At 33.2% G+C, this 2,527-nt stretch carries 5 protein-coding genes; 3 read left to right on the top strand and 2 right to left on the bottom strand.

Translation table 11 applies throughout. The annotated features are described in order from the left end of the window. The coding region (locus tag WBQ70_RS14805) for a 3-oxoacyl-ACP synthase III family protein (RefSeq protein ID WP_423915537.1) at positions 1 to 420 on the top strand (420 nt) is incomplete at its 5' end. A gap of 184 nt (positions 421 to 604) precedes the next feature. On the opposite strand, the gene WBQ70_RS14810 is transcribed toward WBQ70_RS14805, so the two are convergent. Next, positions 605 to 910, bottom strand: coding sequence for a helix-turn-helix domain-containing protein (locus WBQ70_RS14810; RefSeq protein WP_423915539.1), 306 nt, complete (start codon positions 908 to 910; stop codon positions 605 to 607). Positions 911 to 948: 38 nt separating this feature from the next. Next, a complete protein-coding gene (locus WBQ70_RS14815) occupies positions 949 to 1,242 on the bottom strand; it encodes a type II toxin-antitoxin system RelE/ParE family toxin (RefSeq protein ID WP_423915541.1) in 294 nt (97 codons plus the stop codon). 250 nt (positions 1,243 to 1,492) lie between these two features. Here WBQ70_RS14815 and WBQ70_RS14820 point away from each other — a divergent pair, with 250 nt between their 5' ends. Both WBQ70_RS14820 and WBQ70_RS14825 read left to right on the top strand, forming a co-directional pair. Beyond that, a complete protein-coding gene (locus WBQ70_RS14820; RefSeq protein WP_423915542.1) occupies positions 1,493 to 2,017 on the top strand; it encodes a methyltransferase in 525 nt (174 codons plus the stop codon). Then, positions 2,017 to 2,527, top strand: a 511-nt coding sequence (locus WBQ70_RS14825) for a glycosyltransferase family 2 protein (RefSeq protein ID WP_423915544.1), incomplete at its 3' end; no start/stop codon positions are given. The genes WBQ70_RS14820 and WBQ70_RS14825, both read left to right, overlap by 1 nt.

The following is a 2,527-nucleotide window of genomic DNA, read 5'->3' on the forward strand; positions in this document are numbered from 1 at the left end:
TTTTTCGGAAAATCATACAATATAGATTTAGATCCTGATACAAGATACATCAAAATGCACGGTCGTAAAATTTATGAATTTGCATTATCAAATGTTCCACTTGCTATGAAAAGCTGTTTGGACAAAAGCGGTGTAGCTATCGAGGATGTCAAAAAAATATTGATTCATCAAGCTAATGAAAAAATGGACGAAGCCATCGTAGATCGTTTTTACAAATTATACGATAAAACCACTCCTGAAAACATCATGCCGATGTGTATTCATGAGCTAGGAAATAGTAGTGTTGCCACAGTCCCTACTCTTTTTGATTTATTAGTAAATAACCAAATTGAGGGACACGAAATCAATAAAGGTGATGTCGTTATTTTTGCATCTGTAGGAGCAGGAATGAACATCAATGCGTTTGTATATCGATATTAGTTAGAAGCAATTTCCAGCTATCCACTACAAGTCCACACCCTAAAAAGATGTTTTTACAAACCTCATAAAGAGCTTCTTTCAGTCGCTTTTATGAGGTAATAAAAACTACCTTTTTAGTGTCGTGGGCTTTTCGTTTCTATCTGGGCTAGGGGATTTGTGGTATTAAATTATTTTTCACAAACAATCAAAGCTTTATGGACAACTCCAATCTTCCTCCTAAACCCAATTCTACAATTTTCTGTAAAGTAGAAAAACGCACTTCTTTGATATTATTTTCAATTTTTGATATGTAAGATTTAGTCGTCCCTGCTTTTTGCGCAAGTTCTTCTTGGGTTAATCCTTTTTCTAATCTAGCTTCGTGAATTAAAGCCCCTATTTTAAAATTCTCATAACCTAAATCCAGTTCATCACGATTTTTAGTTCCTGTTTCGCCGTAATGCTTGTCCTTAAACTGATCTAATGATATAGTATTACTTTTTTTCGATTTCATATTCTCTCTTTATTTTTAATGCTTTTTCAATTTCTTTTTTAGGTGTTTTTTTGAGTCTTCTTTTGAAAACCATTAGCTAAAACAACTAATTTACCTTGATCAAAAAAACAAAAGATTCTAAAAATATCACTTCCTTGTTGTATTCTAATTTCAAAAAGCCCATCCGTATTTTCAAGATGTTTCAAATAGGTTTCTGGTATTCGATCTAATTCTTCTATTAACTCCAGCGTCCAAATAATTTTGTCTTTTACTTTATCTCGTTGCTTCACAAAGAATTCTTCAAAATATTCTTTATAAAACAGAATCGTGCGATGTTTTATACTTTTACTCATAGCAAACATACATAAGTTGCACTAAAGTGAAACTTTAAAATTGTTAATTATTTTACAATACCTTCAAGTCAACTTTATAAATATATAAAAAACAACACATACATAGGACTTTTCTTAAAATAAAAGAGCCCCCTGTCTTCCACAAAAGAGATTACTCTTCTCGTTAAGCCCCTTTTTGTTTCTTTATAAACTTGCTCTTGCATTACATATATCTTTGTACATTTGCTCCTTGGATTAAACACACTCAATAATGTACGAAAAAACATTTCCCAATAAAAGATTCAAACTTACTTTAGAGTTTTTACAAAAGCATATTTCAACTTCTGAAACCCTTTTTGACTTAGGCGTTCCCAATCCTTTTTCTAAAATAATGGAAGAAAATGGATATACTGTAAAAAACACGACTGGCGAAGACATAGACAACAATCAAACGGCCTTACAAAACGAAAATTATACTGTTTTTACAGCTTTTGAAATCTTTGAACATTTATTGAATCCGTATACGGTATTAGAAAACGTAAAATGCGATAAATTACTAATTTCAATCCCATTGCGATTGTGGTTTTCATCCGCATACCGCAGCAAAACAGATATGTGGGACAGACATTACCACGAATTTGAAGATTGGCAATTGGATTGGCTGTTAGAAAAAACAGGCTGGAAAATCATCGATAGAACCAAATTTACACATCCTGTCAAAAAAATTGGCTTTCGCCCATTATTACGCGCTTTAACCAACAGGTATTACATTGTTTATGCCGAAAAAATCAAATAATGAATTACTATATTGTTATTCCTGCCCATAACGAAGAAGCCTTTATTTCATTGACATTAGACTCCTTGCTAACACAAACAGTCTTGCCAAAAAAAGTAGTCATTGTTAATGATAATTCTACTGATAAAACTGAAGAAATTGTTTTGGCCTACGCCAAAGAGCATCCGCTTATCAGTTTAGTTAACAAATCTTCGACAGCGGTACACCTACCCGGAAGCAAAGTAATCCAAGCGTTTCACGCTGGGTTTGCTACTCTGGATGATGATTATGACATTATCGTCAAGCTCGATGCCGATTTGATTTTACCTACTAATTATTTTGAAACCATCATTGGTCATTTTGAAAAAGATCCGGAAGTAGGTATGGCAGGTGGTTTTGCTTATATCGAAAAAAATGGCGAATGGATTCTAGAAAACCTAACCGATAAAGATCATATTCGTGGTGCCTTCAAAGCGTATAGAAAAGCTTGTTTTGAACAAATAGGCAATCTAAAACCGGCTATGGGATGGG

Source organism: Flavobacterium sp., from assembly GCF_049590715.1.
Lineage (GTDB): Bacteria > Bacteroidota > Bacteroidia > Flavobacteriales > Flavobacteriaceae > Flavobacterium.